Genomic DNA, 17,899 nt, shown 5'->3' on the forward strand with positions numbered 1-17,899 from the left:
GCTTCTCTCAGTGCGGCGCCCGAGGGATGGTTTTCAGCAGGTCGGCAGGGCTGATATGACCGACGACCGGAGCGCTGCCAGGCTGCGGCAGATTGAGGATGTGCGGCTTCATCTTGCCGATGATGTGCATCTCGCACGGCTTGCAGTCGAATTTCAGCGTCAGGACTTCATCGCCGTGAATCAATTGCATCGGTGCGACCTTGGTGCGCACACCCGTGACCCCCTTGGCCTGTTTCGGGCATAGGTTGAACGAGAAGCGCAGGCAGTGTTTGGTGATCATCACGGGCACTTCGCCCGCTTCCTCATGGGCCTCGTAGGCGGCGTCTATCAGCTTGACGCCATGACGGTGATAGAAATCTCGGGCTTTCTGGTTATAGACGTTGGCCAGAAACGACAGGTGCGCCTCGGGATACACCGGCGGCGGGCTGGTCTCAGCCTTGCGGCCGCCACGAGGGTGAGCGGCGACACGCGCTTCGGTCAGGGCTTCGATGACTTCGCGGCGCAGGGCCTTGAGTTGCGAGTTCGGAATGAAGAAGGCCTGTGGCGCGTCGAGCTTGACGTCAAGGGCGTGGTACTGGGTGGTGCCGAGCTGGCAGAGCAGGTCACGCAGTTGCTCCAGCGCCTGTTCCGGTTTGTTGGCGACGCCGAACGGGCCGTTCAGGAACACGCTGGCGCGGATACCTTCTTCGCTGATGGCGGTCAGGTCCAGTCGTTGCTCACGCAACTGAACCTGCCATGACAGCCCGACGCGGCGCTCCGCCGACGTTTTCAGCAGCGCCTGCTGCCAATTGTGGTCGAGGTTGCGGTTCAGCGGATGATTGGGGCGGGCCTTGTAGAGGTCGGCTGGCATTTCATTCGGCTCGACGCGATAGCGGTAGCGTTTCTCGCCGTCTTCCTCGAACTCGCCTTTGGGTTCGGCGATGTTCGCGCGAAAGCCCACCACTTCCCGCTTGATCAGCACGTTGAGGCCGTCGCCGTTGGTCAGCGGATCATGGGTGACGACCTGCAGATCACGCTTGCCCACCTTTTCCACGACGCCCACCGGCAGCCCGGTGAAGGTTGGGGTATCGAAGGCGCCGATGTCGATCTTGCGGTCGGTGACGAAGTAATCGGTGCTGCCACGGTGGAACGTCTTTTCCGGATCGGGCAGGAAGAAATGCGCCGTGCGCCCACTGGAGGCGCGAGCCAGGTCCGGGCGGTCTTCGAGGACATCGTCCAGGCGCTGACGGTAATAGGCGGTGATGTTTTTCACATAGCCCATGTCTTTGTAGCGGCCCTCGATCTTGAACGACCGCACCCCGGCTTCGACCAGGGCGCGGATGTTGGCGCTCTGGTTGTTGTCTTTCATCGACAGCAGGTGTTTTTCATAGGCGATCACCCGGCCCTGATCGTCCTTGAGGGTGTACGGCAAGCGGCAGGCCTGGGAGCAATCGCCGCGGTTGGCGCTACGGCCGGTCTGGGCATGGGAAATGTTGCACTGGCCGGAAAACGCCACGCACAGCGCGCCGTGAATGAAGAATTCGATGGCGGCGTCGGTGGCGTCGGCGATGGCGCGGATTTCCGACAAGTTGAGCTCGCGAGCAAGAACCAGCTGGGAAAAGCCGGCCTGATCGAGAAATTGGGCGCGTTCCAGGGTGCGGATATCGGTTTGCGTGCTGGCATGCAGTTCGATGGGAGGAATGTCCAGTTCCATCACACCCAGGTCTTGCACAATCAGGGCGTCGACGCCTGCATCGTAGAGCTCGTGAATGAGCTTGCGCGCCGGCTCCAGTTCCTGGTCGTGCAGGATGGTGTTGATCGTTGTGAACACCCGTGCGTGGTAGCGATGGGCGAATTCGACCAGCCCGGCAATGTCACGGACCTCGTTGGCGGCATTGTGGCGGGCGCCGAAGCTCGGGCCGCCGATGTAAATGGCGTCAGCGCCATGCAGAATGGCCTCGCGCGCGATGTCGACGTCGCGGGCAGGGCTGAGCAATTCCAGGTGATGCTTGGGTAGGGACATGGCGTTCTAGTAGGTCTTCACGGTCAAGGCGCGCATTGTAGCGGCGAAACGTGTGACCGGCACCCCTGAGCTGCCCGATGGGCGAAGACTCCCGGTGCAAAAGCAGCCGGTGGGAATCGAAGACCTGCCCGCAGGCCTTCGATCGGTACTGCGTTCAGCGGGTGGCTGCCATGGCCGTCACTTCGACCCGCATGCCTTCGACCGCCAGCGCCGCGACGCCGACCGCTGCCCGCACTGGCCAGGGCTTGGCGAAAAAGCGCTTGTAGACGTCGTTGAATGCGGCGCGGTCGGCCATGTCGGTCAGGTAGATGGTCAGGTGCATCACCCGGTCCAGCGAACTGCCTGCACGTTCCAGGGCATCCTTCAGTGCGCGCAGCGTGCATTCGCTTTGCACGGTGATGTCTCCCAGCTCCAGGCTACCGTCCGGGCGGGTAGGCACCTGGGTCGAAACCATGATGCCGCCGAAAGTGGCCACGTCGGAGGAAATGGAGTCTGCGTCGGGATCGGGGGTAAAAACAACGTCTTGAGTGGACATAAGCATCTCTTGCAGGGAAGGGAATCTGCGGCGCGCCCTTATGGAGCGACACGGCGCCACCATCATACCGAGGTTGGACTGTCCTGCCGACCGACGGGGCGTGCACAGGGCCCGCCTGATTTCCCGCAGTCACTGATCGCACACGCGGATAGCCAAAGGCTTACACGCAGTTCAGCAAAGCGTCCGTTTACAGGGCTCAGCCATCGGAATAGATTGGATCCATCGACTGAGGCGCAGGGAACGCTTCAGAGGTCAGGGACGATCTGCCATTCGCCGGGAACGCTGCCGACAGGACGTTGGAATGGTTTTGATAGAAAAGAACCCGCTTCGGCGGGTTTTTTATTTTTGTCAGGCCTGCGGGCTGCGCTTCTGGGCACACGCGTGGCCTGAAGTATCGAAGGCCAGCTCAGGCGCCATGCCGTGATGTGTGTCGGTGAGGCGTGCAAGGATTTCAGCTTTGCCGCGGCGTCGATCGGCCCCTGCCTCGTCACTGGCAGCGTCCTGACAATCCGTGGATCCACCCCCCCCGGTTCGGGAAAGCGCTGCGTCGGAAAACCTCATTGCGGCCCCTATGACCTTCTGATATACCGGCTCCGTAGCTGTTAAGACATCGAGACAGCGTGATGGGCTCGAGGTCCTCAACGTGAACAAACCGTCAAATTCCCAGCTCTCGGTGGAAGAGCTCAATGCTATCGCCGAGATCGAGGCGACCACCAATATCTTGAAGCTGATCGTGCGCCTGACCGGTCTGCGGTTCGCCGCAATCGTGAAGTTCTGCGAAAACGACTGGGTCGCCTGCAGCGTCAACGACGAAATTTGCCTGGGTATCAAGGATAGGGAAAACTTCCCCCTAGAATATTCAATGTGCAGCAACCTGCTGGCGGACCCTTCCAACCTGGTAGTGGGTTGCGTCAGCCAAAGCCCGGCTCACAAAGGCAATGTGGCCTCTCAGCGCTATGGTTTCGAGAGTTCGATCTCGATACCCATCTTTCTTCGCGACAACAGCCTGTTCGGCTCGCTCTGCGTGCTCGATCCAGAAGCCAACCGGCTAGAAGAGCGCGAGGCGATCGATGTGTTGGTGATTTTTGCGAAGCTGGTGGGCAGTATCTTCCAGTGGCACTACGACCATGCCAACGTCCATCGGCATGCCGAAGCGGACATGGTCGTCTAAGCCCGCTTGCACAGACCGCCTGAGGGTGGTCTGTGCCTTCCCACGTGCCGCAACGTCAAAGCGCGACGGGCTCAACGCCCATCACTTGGCCGCTCGGCTTACTCTTTAACGTCCATGAACTCCCTGGCCCAGTTCACATAGCTCTCGGGGAGTGTGTACGTGTGCGTCAGCTCGGTGGCGCTGAGGTTCTCCGTGCTGTGGGTCACTTTGCGCTGGGCGCGCAGGCTGTCATACGTGGCTTTGATCGCCGCGAAATAGGCGCCGTGCCCGGCCACCACGACGCGTACGCCCAGCTTCGCCAGCCGCGCGTAATCACGCAGGTCGGGGTTGCCGTAGGTCACCAGCATCAGCGGAACGGTGAGCTTCTCGGAAATCTGCTCCAAGTGCTCGAAATCCTTGATGCCCACCATGCAGATGCCGTCCGCTCCCGCCTTTTCGTAAGCCTGGGTGCGCTCGATGATGTGCTCGACCGACAGCACACCCGCGTTGGTGCGGGCAATGATCGACAATTCCGGGTCGACGCGCGCCTCAAGCGCGGCCTTGACCTTGCCGATCCCTTCCTCGATGGAAATCAGGTCAGTGGATTTGCGCCCGAATTGTGCGGGCAGCAGCGTGTCTTCGATGGTCAGCGCTGCGACACCGGCCCGTTCCAGCTCTTCGACGGTGCGCATGACATTCAGTGCATTGCCGTAGCCGTGGTCGGCGTCGGCGATGAAGGGCAACTGGGCGACCCGTCCGATACGGGTGGCCTGCTCGACGAATTCGCTGAGGGTGATCAGGGCGAAATCCGGCGCGGCCAGCACCTGCAGTGAGGCCACGGAGCCGCCCAGAATGCCGACTTCAAACCCAAGGTCAGCCGCAATGCGTGCGGACATCGGGTCGAACACGGAGGCGGTTTCGACGCACGCGTCGGCAGTGAGCAATTCGCGGAATTTACGGCGCAGAGCGGTGTGGGACATTCTGGACATGCTGTTTCCTGAGATGGGTCGTCATCGAGACTGACGATCTACGCCTTTCATTAAAGCGGCGAGACTAACATGCGGAATATTCCGAAGTTATGTCGTTTTGGCATGCCCCATGCGCCAAGTACATAAAGCGCGCTGGGTGCTATCCCGTTGAGCATCGCCCGCCTTGGTCGCACTAAAAATGTGCAAGACGGCCGGCATTTTGATGGGAATTCGACAACCTCATTACCCTCCAGGCACGCCCATGATCGGTGAAGCCAGGCCCGACCGCGAGCCATTCGGCAAGACGCGGGCAGCTCGAGTACCCCCGAGGTTTCAGGACTGCACGGGTGGCCATCGCCACTGCGGCTCGGACAGGTGCAACGCGAAAAAATCCGACAGCGCTCTGATCTTCGCTGGCCGACTGCGGGCCGAAGGCGTGACGAAAAACAGACCCCCGCGGGCCATGCTCCAGTCGGGCAGCAGTACCTCAAGCCGACCGTCCGCGAGGTATTCACTGGCGATGAATTCCGGCATTTCAGCAATTGCCAGCCCCTCCAGCAACACCGGTATCAGCGCGTCGGAATTGGTGACCCGCAGCGGGCCAGTGGGCATGACGTCTTCCTCCGAGCCATCGGTGTGCGTAAAGCGCCAGACCTGGCTGCGCGCGCGGTAGGCATAGCTCAGGCAGGTACGGCTGGCAAGCTCCCGGGGATGGGAAGGATGGCCGTGCTCCGCGAGGTAGCCGGGCGAAGCCACGGCAAGCTGGCGGACCGCGCACAGGCGGCGAGCGACGAGCGAGGAGTCAGGCATCACGGCGATTCGGAGCGCGGCATCGAACCCGTCGGCGATCAGGTCTACCGAAGCGTCGGACAGGTGCAGATCCACCGTGATTTCAGGGTACTGACGCAAGAGCTTTGGCAACAGGGGCGCGACCCAGCGCAGGCCGAAGGCCATCGGCACGGCAAGGCGCACCTGCCCGCGAGGTTGGACGGACAGATCCTGCGCCTCGCTTTCCAGTTCTTCGGCCTGGCGGTAAATGTCACTGGCCTTCGCCACCATGCTCGATCCGAATTCGGTCAGCGCCAATTGGCGTGAGGTGCGGTTGAACAATCGTCCGCCCAGCCGCTCCTCAAGCCGCGCCACGGCGCGGGACACCGTGGGCACCGAGACACCCATCACCCGGGCAGCGGCGGCGAACGAGCCTTCTTCCGCTACTTTGGCAAACATCGCCAGGCCTTCGAAATCGGGAAGTCTGCTCATCTCAGTTCTGCAAGGGGGAGTTGCACGAGATTCTATTTTGCAAGGGGTCAGGCGTCGATGCGCGTGGCTGCTTTTTATGATGGCCTGCAGGCGTCGCATGCCACAGCCATGGCACGCGACGCGTCTGCTTGATTTCGGCGGGCAGTGGGGCGCCAGGCACCTCAGGTGCGGAATTGCAGCACCAGCCCGTTGAGCCCCACCGCCAGTTGCGCCAACTCGCCGCTGGCCGCCGAGGTCTGGTTCGCTCCGGCGGAGGTCTGCAGCGAAAGATCGCGGATGCGGGTGAGGTTGCGGTCCACCTCGCGGGCAACCTGGGCTTGCTCTTCAGTCGCGGAGGCAATGCTGACATTGCGTTCGTTGATCTGCCCTATGGCCTGGGTGATCTGTTCCAGCGCCCGCCCGGCGGCTTCGGCGACATCCAGGCTGGCGCGTGCCCGGTCGCTGCTCTGGTCCATGGCCGTGACGGCCTTGTCAGCGCCGCCTTGAATGGAACTGATCATTTTCTCGATCTCGGCGGTGGACTGTTGAGTGCGGTGGGCCAATGCGCGCACTTCGTCGGCAACCACAGCAAAACCTCGGCCGGCCTCACCGGCGCGAGCCGCTTCGATGGCAGCGTTGAGCGCCAGCAGGTTGGTCTGGTCGGCGATCCCCCGTATCACGTCCAGCACGCCACTGATGTTTTGCACCTCACTGGCCAGGCCATTGATTTCGCCGGCGGTCGCAGTGACGGCCTGATGCAGTTCATGGATCGCGCCGAGGGTTTCGTCGACGCGCTGCCGACCGTGTTCCGCCGATTCGCTGGATTCGCGGGCGGCAGCCGAAGCCAGTGCGGCGTTATGGGCGACTTCTTCGACCGCGGCGGTCATTTGGTTGATGGCCGTGGCGGCCTGGTTGATTTCATCGCTTTGACGTTGGATACCGCGCACCGAGTCCTCGGTCACGGCGTTCATTTCCTCGGATGTCGAGGCGAGCTGGCTCGAAGAGTGGCCAAGGTTGGCCACGGTGCGGCGCAAATTGTCCTGCATCACCGACAGCGCCTGGAGCAGCCGACCGGGTTCATCGGCGCCGTCGAGTTTGATCGGCTGGCTGAGGTCGTTGTTGGCAATCTGCTCGGCCACCGCCAGGGCCCGGGCAATCGGCGCCACCAGGCTGCGGGTGAACAGGGCGGCCAGCGCGACGGTGGCCACGAGCGCGACCAGAATGGCCGCGATGGTCACGGCGCGTGCCTGCTCGTAGCTTTCATTGGCCTCGATGTCCGAATTTTCCATCTTGAGAACGGCCAACTGCGAAATGGTGGCGATATCGCTGGTCAGCAAGTCCGCAGCGCGGCTCTGCTCACCCGACGGTTGGGTCATCGCAATCAGGATGTCCTCTCGGTTCTGCGCCGCTGCTTCCAGGTACCGCGAATGCACCGCCAGGTAGGCGACCATGTCCGCTTCCATCTTGCGATAGGCTTCCAGGCCGCGCTCGGTGACCAGCAGAGGTTTGAGCCGCTTCACGTCCTTTTCCAGGTCTTCACGCCCTTGGGCGATCCGCTTACGCGCGCTCTCTGCACTGTCGGCCGTATGGGCGGCGCGCAGACCGGTGTTGCCAAGGCGGATCATCAGCAGATCGGCCTTGATATCGGCAACGGTCATGAGGCTTGGCAATACATTGCTTTGCAGCGAATCGCGAGCGTCCTTCAAGCGCGCTGCCTGCATAAGCGAAAACAGGCCCACAGCGGAAATCAACAGGGCGAAAAAGCCGAAGCAGGCTAACGAGCGCGGAGCAATGTTCAGGCGTCTGAAATTCATACGGTTTGCCATCTGACGGAATGATGGCGCCATGATATCGTCATGCGGGGCCTTGCTAAAGGCATTTCGGCATTCTTCTTGGCTGAAATGTCCCATATGGCTCGATGTTGGGCTATTTCCAAGGCGCCGTTCGCCCTGGTTAGCTGTTGAGGTAACGGCAGGCCGCGAGTGCAACTTAGGCGTGGGGCGGAGCAGGGTAGACAAACCGTACGGGTGTGCTGCTACATTGGCGCGATCCTAGGCAGGGCGCCGATTTCATGGGTAAGGATGCAGTCCCCCAACGGTAAGCGGTGGATCAATGCTCGAATCTCTCGCGAACATCAGGTTGGACCTGGAAAAAACGGCCGTCCATTTCGAAGAATTGTCTCAGGCGTTGGCTGGCCATCTCGTGTTCAGCAGCCACCGCGCGCTGAATATTCCGACCGACGACATCCCAAGCAAGATCAAATCCATCGACTCGGTGGCCGAAGTGCTGAGAGCCGCCGCCGCGAGAATGGGGAGCCCTGGCCCCTGACACCGTGCGCTACGGGTTGGCCGTGACTTTCAACAGTACGCGGGACAATTTGTCGATTGAATACGGCTTGTGCAGCAGCTCGAATCCATCGGTTCCGTAGCGGGTCAGAATGTGGCTGTAACCGGAGGTGAGTACCACCGGCAGACTCGGATACCGTGCGCGCAGCGTTTGCGCCAGTTCGACCCCGGTGACGCCCGGCATGACGACGTCGGAAAACACCACGTCGAATCGCTCGGCGTCGCTGTCGATCAGCTCCAGGGCTGCTGCGGCGGTGCGCGCCAGGGTCGGCCGGAACCCCAGTTCGGTAAGGGCCTGGATGGCGAAGTCGCCCACGTCGCCGTTATCTTCCACCACCAACACCTGCTTGCCTTGACCCTCTTCCAGCGACACGCCGGGTGAGTCGGTTTCCGCCGCCCGCGCCTCGCCGGCCACCCGGGGCAGGTAGAGGGTAAAGGTGGTTCCTTTGCCGATTTCGCTGGCGACTGCAATTTCACCACCGGATTGTTTGGCGAAGCCGAAGACCTGGCTCAAGCCCAGTCCGGTGCCTTCCCCCACGCCTTTGGTGGTGTAGAACGGCTCGAAAATCCGCTCCAGCTGGGTGGCCGGAATGCCCGATCCTGTGTCGGTAATCGAGACCGCGACGAAGGGCCCGGCTACCGCACTGTGTTCGCGAATCGCCGGGAGCGACTCGACAGCACGCACCGCGATCGACAGTTGGCCTTCGCCCTGCATGGCATCCCGCGCGTTGGCCGCCATATTGATCAGAGCCGTGTCGAATTGGCTCGGATCGGCGTTGACATGACACGGCGTGGGGTCGAGATCGATGAGGGTCTGGATCCGCGCGCCCGTCAGGCTGCTCATCATGGCGCTGATGGCCCGCACGTTGTCGCAGACGCTGAACACCTCCGGTTGTAACGCTTGTCGACGTGCGAAGGCGAGCAACTGGCCGGTCAGCCGGGCGGCACGATCGACGGTTTCCGAAATGGCGGTGACGTAACGTTGCCGACGCTCCTCGGTCAGGGTAGGGCGCATCAGCAGGTCGGTGGACGAGCGGATGACCGTCAGCAGGTTATTGAAGTCGTGCGCAACGCCGCCGGTGAGTTGGCCGACGGCTTCCATCTTCTGCGATTGGCGCAGGGCTTCCGCTTGTTCTCGCTCGACCGTGACGTGGCGTCCCGCCGCATAGACCCGGCTGTCTTCGAAGGTGCCGGTCCAACTGAACCACTTGTACGTGCCGTTCTTGTGGCGCAACCGGTACTCATACGGCACTTCCAGTGGCGCGTGGAAGATGCCCTCGAAGGCGGCAGTGGCGGCCCCGAGGTCGTCCGGGTGGGTGTATTCGGCAAAGGTCTTGCCGACCAGTTCGTGCTCCAGCCAGCCCAGTTGTTCCGTCCAGCGAGCATTGACCTCCAGCAGTGTGCCGTCGGGTGCCGCGATCACCAGCAGTTCCTGGGACAAGCCCCAGGCGCGATCACGCTCACGGGTGCGGGCAGCCAACGTCGCCGCCTGTTCTTTTTCCAGGGTCATGTCCCGCGCACTGCAGTAGATCCTTGCGCCTTCCAGCACAGCCACCCAGGCGAACCAGCGGTAGCTGCCATCGCGGTGTCGATAGCGATTCTCGAACCGGGACACCGGGCGGCCCCTGGCGGCCTGACTCAGGGCCGCCCGGGTCGCTTGCAGGTCATCGGCATGCACCAGGGTCAGCACGTTGATCTGCAGTTCCTCAGGCGACCAGCCCAGCGCAATGGTCCAGGCCGGGTTGGCGGCCTCGATGGTCCCGTCGGGGCTGATCACCGATAACAGGTCCGGGCTCAACAACCAAGTCCGGCTGCGCTCCGTCGCGCGCTCGTTGACCTTGGCTTCGAGTTCCGAGCTCAAATCGCGCAATGCGTCCTGACTGCGTCGCAGCCGAACGTCCGAGCGATGCCGTTCGATGACCAGCGCGACGGTTTGGGCGATGAGGGCAATGGCCTCGATGTCGCTTGCGGTGGGGGCGCGTGGCTCGGCGTAATAGACTGCGAAGGTGCCCACCACTGTGCCGTCTGCCGCCATGATTGGCGTCGACCAGCAGGAGCGCAAACCATGAGACACCGCCAAGTGCGCATAGCCGTCCCAGAGGGGATCGGTGGCGATGTCGTTGACGTAAACCGGTTGTCGGCGGGCGGCTGCGGTACCGCACGAGCCTATGCCCTCGCCAATGGCGATACCGTGGATCGCCTCGTTATACCGGCTCGGCAGACTCGGGGCGGCGCCATGCAGCATGTATTGCCCATCCTCGCTGAGCAGCAGCACGGACGCCATCATGTTGTCGCTCTGGGCCTCCACCGCGAGGAGCAGATCGCTCAAGACTTCGCTCAGTGAAAGCCCTGCCGCCAATTGGCCCAGCACTTTGCGTTCGCGCTCGATGAGTGCGACGGGAGAATACTGTCCACCCAGCAGACTGAGGTCGATGGAGGGTGAGGTGCCTGGCTGGTCATGCACGACTGATTACGCTCGACAGAAAAGATGATCGGATACTGGTCGCGCTCGGCGGCCTGATGGGCACCATCGAACGCCGGTGACCTGTTTACGGTGCCCCTTCAAGAACGGGCGCCAGGTTTGACCCGTTTCAACCGGCGAAGTGCCAGCGTGTGAAGGTACTGGCTGACCGCATCGTGGTGGGGAGCACTGATGTGATTACAGTCCAGCAGCCCCAGCAGATAACCTTCGGCCATCGCGTGGTAACGCGACACACTTTCCCGGGTGGTGCTGGTGTCGAGCTTGTGGATCAAGCCGTCGAGCCGGGCCCGGTGTTCCAGGGCCAGCCAACCGTCTTGCGGGGGTAGACCGGCGTCATCGGCGGTGTCGCCAACGCCATGGGTGTCATTCGAGGGCAAGGGCATGCAGAGTTCCGTGACAGATCGGCCATTCACCGGGAGGCACACGCAGCGCCCATTCGCGCCCACGCACACCGGAGTCTATTCCAAACCTGACCGGTCCGCCCCCTGTTCGTTCAAAGACGGTGCTCGCGCCGGTACTGCCCGGGCGATTTGCCATGAACTCGCTTGAAGGCAACGCCGAAGGCCGCGTCGGACAGATAGCCCAAGGACGCCGCCACCGCCCCGACGCTGTCGCCTTCGACGGTCAAACGTGTCGCTGCGACCTGCATGCGCCAACGGGTCGCATATTCGACGGGCGATTGGCCGACCTTTGCCTTGAACGACGCAGCGAAGCTGGAGCGAGACTGGCACGCCAGCGCGGCCATCTGTTCCAGCGTCCAGGCACGCTCGGGGGTGCTGTGGACCGCACGCAGCACGGCAGCGATCGCCGGGTCGCGTAAACCCGCCAGCCATGCCAGGTCGGTTGCGTCGGCGGTGCGAATGTGATGACGCAGCGCATGCACGAAGATCAGCCGCAGCAGGTCATTGCACAGCGCCACGGCGCCGGGTTGCGCCGATTGCCACTCTCTGTCCAGTTCGTCCAGCAGCCAGGCGAAGGAGGACGCGCCATGGGACTGCGCTCCGATGCAAACGGCCGCTGGCAGCAGGTTCAACAAGTCGAGCGCGGCCGGGTTGCTCAATGAAACGCTGCCGCCGAGGATTTCCAGGTCATCGCCGACCCCATAGCGGGCCGACAGGCCGGAACCGTCGAACACGTCCGACGCGTTGATCGCTTCGACGTCCGGCGCGCTGGCCAATACGAACGGCGTGCGGACGATGACAAAGCAGTCGCCAGCGCTCATCTGCCGAGGGGGGAGGCCGTCGACACACAACCAGCACTGCCCTCGCCGTACGACGTTGAACTTCAGTTCGATCGGCCTGAACCGCAGTGCCCAGCGACCTCCCGCCCTCAAACGCACGGAACACGCCGCGCGCAGGTGAGACAAGGCGAGCACGTCTGAAAGCGGGTCGGACAGGGGTTGTTGGATGATCACGATAGAAAAACGGACTATTTGAACTGTTTCGTCCGATGAGCGTAGAGAAAAATGCAGGCTTCCGCTACCCACCGAGAACCTGTTCATGAAAACGCCACAGCAACCTGTTTCATCACCCTTCAATGCGGCCAGTACCGCCATGGATGTCATGGCGGGCGTCGACCTGACCGGGCACCTGGCCATTGTGACAGGCGGTTATTCGGGGCTGGGACGCGTCACCGCGGTCAGCCTGGCGGCGGCGGGGGCCCGGGTCCTGGTTCCGGCTCGGGACACCCGCAAAGCCCAGGCGGCTCTGGCGGGCATTCCCGGCATCGAAATCTGGCCAATGGACCTCATGGACGCGCAATCCATTCAAGCGTTCTGCAGCCAGATCGTCCGCCGGGGCCAGCCGGTGTCTTTACTGATTCATTGCGCCGGCCTCATGGCGTCGCCACTCAAGCGAGACGCGCAAGGGCATGAGGCGCAGTTCTCGACCAATCACCTCGGCCACTTTCGACTGACCTGTGGCCTCTGGCCGGTGCTGACCGCCGCAGGGAGCGCGCGCGTGATCGCAGTGTCGTCGAGGGGCCATCAGTTGGCGGGGATCGATTTCGATGACATTGATTTCCGCCACCGCCCCTATGACAAATGGTTGGCTTACGGGCAGTCGAAGACAGCCAACGTGCTGTTCGCCGTGGCGTTGGACGAACGGGGGAAAGCGCGCGGCGTGCGTACATTTTCGCTGCACCCCGGCCAGATCCTCACGGATCTGGGGCGACACCTGAGCCCGGAAGAGATCGCTGCATTCGATGTGTTCGATGAACACGGGCAGCAGAGGATCGAGCCGGAACGAGGCTCAAGACCTTGGAGCAGGGCGCTGCGACCGGGCTGTGGTGCGCCACCAGCGCAGCACTGGACGCAAAGGGCGGTGTGTATTGCGAGGATTGCAACATCGCGCCGCTGAACACCCGGAAGCAGGGACGTCGCGGCGTTGCCGACTGGGCCGTGGACGCCGACGCGGCGCAGCGGTTGTGGAGCCTGTCCGAAGCGTGGACGGGGTTGAGTCTGTGAAAAGCGCGCAGAGGGCACCTGCCGGCGTGCAAATCCATACGGCAAGTTTGCAAGGAAACGTGTAAAACGTGCGCATCCCGAGAAGACGCGCGCCCATGACTGCCTTTCACCTCAAGCTGTTGATCACCCCCTTGCTGATGCTCTCCATTTCGTTGGCCGCGAAACGTTGGGGCACCCACATCGGCGGTCTGCTGTCAGGGCTGCCAGTGACGTCGGCGTCGATCATGCTGTTTTTGGGGCTGGAACAGGGGCCGACCTTCGTTGGCGCGGCAGCGCCGGGCGCACTGGCGGGCGTCGCGGCCATCCAGGCGGCCTACTTGTTCTATTTTGCCGTGAGCGCCAGAACGTCGGTGGTCGGTGGCTGCGTGCTCGCCTTGGGCGTCTACGCACTCGTGGCGTGGCTGATGAACCGCTGGGCAGGGCCGATGGCTGCCGTGGCGATCACGTTGTTTCTGGTCGCGATGATCGTCAGCATCACGGCGCCCGTCCGCAACCCGGGGACGGGCCGCTACGTCCCGACGCCGCGCTGGATCATCCCCATGCGCATGCTCACGGCCACCGCATTGCTGCTCGCGATCACGGCAACGGCCCAATGGGCGGGGCCAGTGGTCAGTGGCTTTCTCGCTCCGATCCCGGTCATCGCCTGGCCACTCGCGGTGTTCGCCCATGTGCAGGGTGGGCGGCATGAGTTGGCCGCCATTGTGCGGGGCAATGCCATCGGCGCCATTGGCGTGATCGGCTTTTACCTCACGCTGCAGGCGCTGGTCCTGCAATGGGGCGTTGTGCTGACCGTCGGCGCAGGCGTTGTGTTGGCCGTTGCGTTGACCGCGTTCGTGGCGAAAGTCGCGCCCAAGTAACCTCTGCGCGCGGTGAAAACGGCTGCGTGATCCAACAGGGGACCCGCCGCCTGGCAGGGGCCGCTTGACGCTGCGCTGCTGTCAGCTCAATTGCTGCTCCACAGTCTTGCTCAGCGGCGAGACAGCCGTGCCGGTGTGCAGGGTGTCCGCCGGTTCGATGAGCACGATCCAGCATTCTTCTTCAGCCACCGGGTTATGCAACACACCGCGGGGCACGACGTGCATCGATCCGGCGGGCAATTCAACCGTCCGGCCCCCCTCGTACTCGATCTTCAGGTGCCCTTTGACGACGTAGAACAGTTCGTCCTGGGTTTCGTGATCGTGCCAGACCAATTGCCCCAGCACCTTGGCCACTTTGACGTACTGGTCGTTGATCCGGGCGACGACTTTGGGTGACCAGTGCTCGGACAGGGCCTCGAAACTGCGGTGAAGATCGAACGATTCGGGAAACAGAGGGGCAGGCATATTGAGATCCATGTGAGGCGGATGGAGGCATCGCCGGGGTTGCCAACGGCAAGTTCAGATGATGCCGGGGGAATCGGGACGGCAACGGAGCGAACGTTCCGAGCCGATAACCTACCGATACAATGTCGATTACAAAATCGAATATCCTTAATGCCTGACATTACCGATGGTAATCCCGCCCATGATCCGCAACCTTGATCTCACGCTGGTCCGCACCTTCGTCGCAGTTGCCGACCACCGCAGCATGACGGTCGCTGCCAACCTTTTGTTCATGACCCAGGGAGCGGTGAGCCAGCAGGTCAAACGTCTCGAAGAGCACCTTGGCTGTGTGTTGCTGCTGCGCAAGCCAAGGCACTTGGAATTGACCCACCAGGGCGAGTTGTTTCGGGCCAAGGCTCGCCGCTTATTGCAATTGAACGACGAGATTTGGGCCGACACGGTGGGAGGCCCACAGCGAGGGCATCTGCGGGTAGGGGCGCCCCCGGACCTGATCACAGCAATGGCGCCAGCATTGAAGGCTTTCACGGCGTCGCATCCGCGGGTGGAACTGTCGTTGAAATGCGCCGCATCGCCTGAGCTGCACGAGGACATTGAAAACGGCCACCTCGACTTCGCATTGATTGAATACGTGGCGAGTCACTCTCAGGGCGAGGTCATCCGCACCGAGCCGCTGTTGTGGGTGGGCAGCGCTGACAGCGATATCTGGAAAACCAGACCGCTGCCATTGTCGCTGGTGGACGAGCGCTGCGTGTTTCGTCCCGTGGTGCTGGGGGCGTTGGCCAAAGAGGGTATCGTCTGGCGCACCGTGTTCGAGAACCGCAGCTTCGAGGCGACGGCCTCTACCGTGCGCGCGGGGCTGGCCATCACCGCGTGGCTGGCCTCGACCGTGCCGGATGATTTGGTGACGCTAGGGGCGGCGGCGGGACTGCCCACATTGCCGGAGTTCGCCGTGTGCGTGCGGGTATCGGCCACTGCACAACCCGTCGCCGAGGCATTCCGGGCGAGTCTGCTGGCCGCGATGGACATACCGATCAGCGCTGCATGACGCCCCCGAGGTCTGGTAATTTACGCACCGCAGTGGCGCCTCGCCCTCGCACTCTCCAGGGGCGACCCACCCATCACTCCGAGCGAGGGAGCAGAGATGAGCATTGAGCTCTACACCTACGACACACCCAATGGCCGCAAGATCAGCGTTGCACTCGAAGAATTCGGGTTGCCGTATCAGGTCCGGATCGTGGATCTGGGACGAGGCCAGCAATTCGAGGCTGATTTCCTGGCGATCAGCCCCAATAACAAAATTCCCGCGATACTCGATCCGGACGGTCCGGGGGCGCAGCCGATCACGGTCTTCGAATCCGGCGCGATCCTGCTGTATCTGGCGGAAAAGACCGGACGCTTCCTCCCGCGGGACCTGGCCGAACGGGTTGCCGTCTACGAATGGCTGATGTGGCAAGTGGGCGGTTTTGGCCCGGCGCCGGGCCAAGTCCACCACTTTCTACAGCTTCCCGAAAGCGAAGCCCGGGACTACGGCGTCAAGCGTTTCAGCACTGAAACCCATCGCCTGTACCGGGTGCTCGATGCGCGCCTGGCAGCCCGCGAATACGTGGCGACCTCAGGTGAGCCCTCCATAGCGGATTTCGCGATTCTGGGCTGGGCTTGGCGTCACGAACGGCACCGCGTCTCGTTTGCCGATCTGCCCCATGTTGCCGCCTGGTATGAGCGGATGATGAGTCGTCCTGCGGTACAGCGAGGATTCGCGGTCAAACTGGCGTAAACGGAGCCGTCGCATCTTCGCGTCTCACGCTCAGGGGCATCAGCCCGTCAGGTAGTCCAACACGCCGTAGAACAGGGCGGCCCAGCCAAGGGCGGTGCCAAAAAAGCAGACAGCGATCGACCCATTGCTCATTGCAGCACTGCTCCGAAAGAGAAACATGATTGATGTCATTTTGATACAGGAGTTCAGTCGCGTTATCACCCGCACGGCGAGCTTCGTTCTTTCAGCAGGATCGCGCAGAAGGACGCAGAGAAAGATCGAACTGATCCTCGTCGCCACGCTCTCAGGGATACAACGAAGCGAAGCGCTGGTCGCTCATGAAGGGATGACGCCATGACCGAGTCCGTGACCGAGTCCGTGACCGATGAACTGCCCTCAGATGAGCGCCTCAAGAGGGAAATGCATGACCGCGAATACCCGGTCGACGAAGATATCGCGCTGCAGCGCAAGATTTGGCGCTTCGAGCGAATAGGTTGGTACGGACTGCTGGCCGTCGTCGTGCTGACACTATTGGGCCTGTTTTCCCACGGGCCATTGAGTTCGACACAGGTCAGTAGCGCCCGCCACGACCTGGAGGTGAGTTACGAACGGTTTCACCGCAATGGCGCGACCAACACGTTGATCATCCGCAGCCATGGCCAGCCCGGAGCCGTGCATGTGCTCGTCATCGCGCCATCGTTGCTCGAAGGCTTCAGTGTCGACAGCCTGCAGCCGCAGCCTGTTCATTCATCCGGCTCCAGTACCGGGCTGCGCTTGACGGTGCAGGCCGATGCCCAAGGCGAAAGCGTCACTTACCTGGGTTTGCGCGCGGACGGCATCGGCCTGTATTCCAGCACCCTTCGCATCGACGGCGGGGGTGAGGTACTGCTCAAGCAATTCATTTATCCCTAGGCGCTCGAATTCATCCCTTTCACGGGCGGCTACAACTTGCACAGAGGTCATGACATGGACGCAGTGCTGCGCGCGGCGGCGATCTATCTGGCGTTAATGGTGTTGTTCAGAATCTCGGGACGGCGAGCGCTGGGAGAGCTGACATCGTTCGATTTTGTGTTGCTGATGATCATCGGCGAAGCGACACAGCAGGCATTGCTGGGCGACGACTTTTCCGTGACTAATGCCGTGTTGGTGATCGTCACGCTGATTGCCATCGACGTCGGCTTTTCGCTGGCCAAGCGTCGGTCGAAGCGGTTGGGCAAGTTGATCGACGGCGGGCCGACCATCGTCGTGGAGAACGGGGAATTCCTGCGCCATCGCATGCATGAAGCCCGCATCGAAGAAGACGATATCCTGCAGGCGGCGAGGCTGGAACAAGGGCTGGAAACCGTCGCGCAGATCAAATACGCAATTATCGAGCGCAACGGCAAGATTTCAATTATCAAGGCATGACGTATGTTCCCCGTGTTCATCCTGCCTACAAGCGCTCGGAAGTGGTCTGAGGTTTAAGTTCATCCCCAACTCAACGCTGAGGCAGCACAGTGCGCTTCCGACGAATAATACGTGCACGCACTCTTTCAGCGCTCATCCCGGGCGCACCTTTAAGTTCGCTGCACCGCTCATGAAAATGTTTTAACGGCGCGCAACATCGTGAACTACCATGGAGTGCCTGAGACAGTTTTTA

General features: G+C 62.1%; 18 protein-coding genes. 9 read left to right on the forward strand and 9 right to left on the reverse strand.

The window, feature by feature from the left end:
• Positions 1 to 7: 7 nt before the first annotated feature.
• Together DBP26_RS24600 and DBP26_RS24605 are read right to left on the reverse strand one after the other, a co-directional pair.
• A complete protein-coding gene (locus tag DBP26_RS24600; RefSeq protein WP_108240191.1) occupies positions 8 to 2,002 on the reverse strand; it encodes a U32 family peptidase in 1,995 nt (664 codons plus the stop codon).
• A 154-nt stretch (positions 2,003 to 2,156) separates the two neighbouring features.
• Positions 2,157 to 2,537 (reverse strand): RidA family protein, encoded by a 381-nt coding sequence (locus DBP26_RS24605; RefSeq protein ID WP_108240192.1) that lies wholly within the window; start codon positions 2,535 to 2,537, stop codon positions 2,157 to 2,159.
• Between the two features lie 643 nt (positions 2,538 to 3,180).
• On the opposite strand from DBP26_RS24605, the gene DBP26_RS24610 reads away from it, so the two are divergent.
• Positions 3,181 to 3,708, forward strand: coding sequence for a GAF domain-containing protein (locus DBP26_RS24610; protein WP_108240193.1), 528 nt, complete (start codon positions 3,181 to 3,183; stop codon positions 3,706 to 3,708).
• 98 nt (positions 3,709 to 3,806) lie between these two features.
• Here the strand turns inward: DBP26_RS24610 and DBP26_RS24615 are convergent, their stop codons facing one another.
• The 3 genes from DBP26_RS24615 to DBP26_RS24625 form a co-directional block, all read right to left on the reverse strand.
• The gene (locus DBP26_RS24615; RefSeq protein WP_108240194.1) at positions 3,807 to 4,676 is read right to left on the reverse strand and encodes an oxaloacetate decarboxylase; all 870 of its coding nucleotides are present in this window, start codon (positions 4,674 to 4,676) and stop codon (positions 3,807 to 3,809) included.
• 312 nt (positions 4,677 to 4,988) lie between these two features.
• On the reverse strand, positions 4,989 to 5,915 hold the full coding sequence (locus tag DBP26_RS24620; protein ID WP_108240195.1) for a LysR family transcriptional regulator: 927 nt from the start codon (positions 5,913 to 5,915) through the stop codon (positions 4,989 to 4,991).
• A 161-nt stretch (positions 5,916 to 6,076) separates the two neighbouring features.
• Positions 6,077 to 7,708, reverse strand: a complete 1,632-nt coding sequence (locus DBP26_RS24625) for a methyl-accepting chemotaxis protein (protein WP_108240226.1) — start codon at positions 7,706 to 7,708, stop codon at positions 6,077 to 6,079.
• A 298-nt stretch (positions 7,709 to 8,006) separates the two neighbouring features.
• On the opposite strand from DBP26_RS24625, the gene DBP26_RS24630 reads away from it, so the two are divergent.
• Positions 8,007 to 8,222: a hypothetical protein gene (locus tag DBP26_RS24630; protein WP_108240196.1), complete on the forward strand. Its 216-nt coding sequence runs from the start codon at positions 8,007 to 8,009 to the stop codon at positions 8,220 to 8,222.
• Between the two features lie 9 nt (positions 8,223 to 8,231).
• On the opposite strand, the gene DBP26_RS24635 is transcribed toward DBP26_RS24630, so the two are convergent.
• The 3 genes from DBP26_RS24635 to DBP26_RS24645 all read right to left on the reverse strand — a co-directional run bounded on the left by DBP26_RS24635 (position 8,232) and on the right by DBP26_RS24645 (position 12,135).
• Positions 8,232 to 10,703 (reverse strand): PAS domain-containing protein, encoded by a 2,472-nt coding sequence (locus DBP26_RS24635; RefSeq protein ID WP_108240197.1) that lies wholly within the window; start codon positions 10,701 to 10,703, stop codon positions 8,232 to 8,234.
• Positions 10,704 to 10,801: 98 nt separating this feature from the next.
• Complete coding sequence (locus tag DBP26_RS24640) at positions 10,802 to 11,104, reverse strand: hypothetical protein (protein WP_108240198.1); 303 nt, start codon at positions 11,102 to 11,104, stop codon at positions 10,802 to 10,804.
• 110 nt (positions 11,105 to 11,214) lie between these two features.
• Positions 11,215 to 12,135, reverse strand: coding sequence for an AraC family transcriptional regulator (locus DBP26_RS24645; RefSeq protein ID WP_256600715.1), 921 nt, complete (start codon positions 12,133 to 12,135; stop codon positions 11,215 to 11,217).
• Positions 12,136 to 12,220: 85 nt separating this feature from the next.
• On the opposite strand from DBP26_RS24645, the gene DBP26_RS24650 reads away from it, so the two are divergent.
• Both DBP26_RS24650 and DBP26_RS24655 read left to right on the forward strand, forming a co-directional pair.
• Complete coding sequence (locus tag DBP26_RS24650; protein ID WP_349254557.1) at positions 12,221 to 13,078, forward strand: SDR family NAD(P)-dependent oxidoreductase; 858 nt, start codon at positions 12,221 to 12,223, stop codon at positions 13,076 to 13,078.
• Positions 13,079 to 13,280: 202 nt separating this feature from the next.
• Positions 13,281 to 14,042, forward strand: coding sequence for a hypothetical protein (locus tag DBP26_RS24655; RefSeq protein WP_108240200.1), 762 nt, complete (start codon positions 13,281 to 13,283; stop codon positions 14,040 to 14,042).
• Positions 14,043 to 14,123: 81 nt separating this feature from the next.
• On the opposite strand, the gene DBP26_RS24660 is transcribed toward DBP26_RS24655, so the two are convergent.
• Positions 14,124 to 14,507 carry a cupin domain-containing protein gene (locus tag DBP26_RS24660; protein ID WP_108240201.1) on the reverse strand — a complete coding sequence of 128 codons (384 nt, stop codon included), beginning with the start codon at positions 14,505 to 14,507 and terminating at the stop codon, positions 14,124 to 14,126.
• Between the two features lie 181 nt (positions 14,508 to 14,688).
• On the opposite strand from DBP26_RS24660, the gene DBP26_RS24665 reads away from it, so the two are divergent.
• From DBP26_RS24665 to DBP26_RS24685, 5 genes are all read left to right on the forward strand, one after another.
• Positions 14,689 to 15,552: a LysR substrate-binding domain-containing protein gene (locus DBP26_RS24665; protein ID WP_108240202.1), complete on the forward strand. Its 864-nt coding sequence runs from the start codon at positions 14,689 to 14,691 to the stop codon at positions 15,550 to 15,552.
• Positions 15,553 to 15,648: 96 nt separating this feature from the next.
• Entirely contained in the window at positions 15,649 to 16,281 is a 633-nt protein-coding gene (locus DBP26_RS24670; RefSeq protein ID WP_108240203.1) for a glutathione binding-like protein, read from the forward strand.
• A gap of 157 nt (positions 16,282 to 16,438) precedes the next feature.
• A complete protein-coding gene (locus tag DBP26_RS24675) occupies positions 16,439 to 16,618 on the forward strand; it encodes a hypothetical protein (protein ID WP_108240204.1) in 180 nt (59 codons plus the stop codon).
• Positions 16,615 to 17,172, forward strand: coding sequence for a hypothetical protein (locus tag DBP26_RS24680; RefSeq protein WP_256600712.1), 558 nt, complete (start codon positions 16,615 to 16,617; stop codon positions 17,170 to 17,172). The genes DBP26_RS24675 and DBP26_RS24680 overlap by 4 nt, the downstream gene beginning before the upstream one ends.
• Positions 17,173 to 17,226: 54 nt before the next feature.
• Complete coding sequence (locus tag DBP26_RS24685) at positions 17,227 to 17,667, forward strand: YetF domain-containing protein (RefSeq protein ID WP_108240205.1); 441 nt, start codon at positions 17,227 to 17,229, stop codon at positions 17,665 to 17,667.
• Positions 17,668 to 17,899: the final 232 nt, after the last annotated feature.

This window comes from Pseudomonas sp. RIT409 (assembly GCF_003052515.2).
Taxonomy (GTDB): Bacteria; Pseudomonadota; Gammaproteobacteria; order Pseudomonadales; family Pseudomonadaceae; genus Aquipseudomonas.

What these genes read in the sequence shown, in the direction of transcription:
- DBP26_RS24625 (WP_108240226.1), bottom strand. Translation starts at nt 7,708, where the DNA reads ATGAATTTCAGACGCCTGAACATTGCTCCGCGCTCGTTAGCCTGCTTC.
- DBP26_RS24650 (WP_349254557.1), top strand. Translation starts at nt 12,221, where the DNA reads ATGAAAACGCCACAGCAACCTGTTTCATCACCCTTCAATGCGGCCAGT.
- DBP26_RS24630 (WP_108240196.1), top strand. Translation starts at nt 8,007, where the DNA reads ATGCTCGAATCTCTCGCGAACATCAGGTTGGACCTGGAAAAAACGGCC.
- DBP26_RS24660 (WP_108240201.1), bottom strand. Translation starts at nt 14,507, where the DNA reads ATGCCTGCCCCTCTGTTTCCCGAATCGTTCGATCTTCACCGCAGTTTC.
- DBP26_RS24640 (WP_108240198.1), bottom strand. Translation starts at nt 11,104, where the DNA reads ATGCCCTTGCCCTCGAATGACACCCATGGCGTTGGCGACACCGCCGAT.
- DBP26_RS24685 (WP_108240205.1), top strand. Translation starts at nt 17,227, where the DNA reads ATGGACGCAGTGCTGCGCGCGGCGGCGATCTATCTGGCGTTAATGGTG.
- DBP26_RS24670 (WP_108240203.1), top strand. Translation starts at nt 15,649, where the DNA reads ATGAGCATTGAGCTCTACACCTACGACACACCCAATGGCCGCAAGATC.
- DBP26_RS24615 (WP_108240194.1), bottom strand. Translation starts at nt 4,676, where the DNA reads ATGTCCAGAATGTCCCACACCGCTCTGCGCCGTAAATTCCGCGAATTG.
- DBP26_RS24675 (WP_108240204.1), top strand. Translation starts at nt 16,439, where the DNA reads ATGATTGATGTCATTTTGATACAGGAGTTCAGTCGCGTTATCACCCGC.
- DBP26_RS24600 (WP_108240191.1), bottom strand. Translation starts at nt 2,002, where the DNA reads ATGTCCCTACCCAAGCATCACCTGGAATTGCTCAGCCCTGCCCGCGAC.
- DBP26_RS24620 (WP_108240195.1), bottom strand. Translation starts at nt 5,915, where the DNA reads ATGAGCAGACTTCCCGATTTCGAAGGCCTGGCGATGTTTGCCAAAGTA.
- DBP26_RS24655 (WP_108240200.1), top strand. Translation starts at nt 13,281, where the DNA reads ATGACTGCCTTTCACCTCAAGCTGTTGATCACCCCCTTGCTGATGCTC.
- DBP26_RS24605 (WP_108240192.1), bottom strand. Translation starts at nt 2,537, where the DNA reads ATGTCCACTCAAGACGTTGTTTTTACCCCCGATCCCGACGCAGACTCC.
- DBP26_RS24665 (WP_108240202.1), top strand. Translation starts at nt 14,689, where the DNA reads ATGATCCGCAACCTTGATCTCACGCTGGTCCGCACCTTCGTCGCAGTT.
- DBP26_RS24680 (WP_256600712.1), top strand. Translation starts at nt 16,615, where the DNA reads ATGACCGAGTCCGTGACCGAGTCCGTGACCGATGAACTGCCCTCAGAT.